Source organism: Paramesorhizobium salinisoli (assembly GCF_003335045.1).
GTDB classification, from domain to species: Bacteria; Pseudomonadota; Alphaproteobacteria; order Rhizobiales; family Rhizobiaceae; genus Paramesorhizobium; species Paramesorhizobium salinisoli.
Genome location: NZ_QOZG01000120.1, coordinates 1 through 430 on the forward strand (window position 1 = coordinate 1; position 430 = coordinate 430).

Below are 430 nucleotides of genomic sequence, written 5' to 3' on the forward strand. Positions count from 1 at the left end.
CGTGCGCAGCGGCGACGAACTCTATTCTCTCAGCGTTGGCAACAAGACAGGTCTGGGGGAGACGGAGGTCATCATCAAGGACCAGCTACTGGCAAGGCGGTTCGAACTGGAGGCCGCGATCATACAGCGAAGCACCCTCGATGTGGTGGATAAAAACGGTCTCCATGAACAGGGGCAGGCCCTATCGCGCGAGATCGAGCGTGTGGATGCACAGATCCGGCAGGCAGAGGAGTACATCGCCTTTCTCGCTCCGTTGGTGAAGAAATATCGGCAGCTTGTCGATCAGGGCATTACAGTTCAGCGGGAATTCGAATCGCGGCAGCAGACCCTGATACAAACAAGGCAGGAGTTGGAGAGCCTCAGACGCCAGCGTGTTCAGCTCGATGGAAGCCTTGCGAGTGTTCACACCAAAATCGCGGGCTTCGATGCG

General features: G+C 57.2%; 1 protein-coding gene. It reads left to right on the top strand.

The genetic code is table 11. The features are described from left to right. Positions 1-430, top strand: a 430-nt coding sequence (locus tag DUT91_RS25975; RefSeq protein WP_160113728.1) for a hypothetical protein, incomplete at both ends; no start/stop codon positions are given.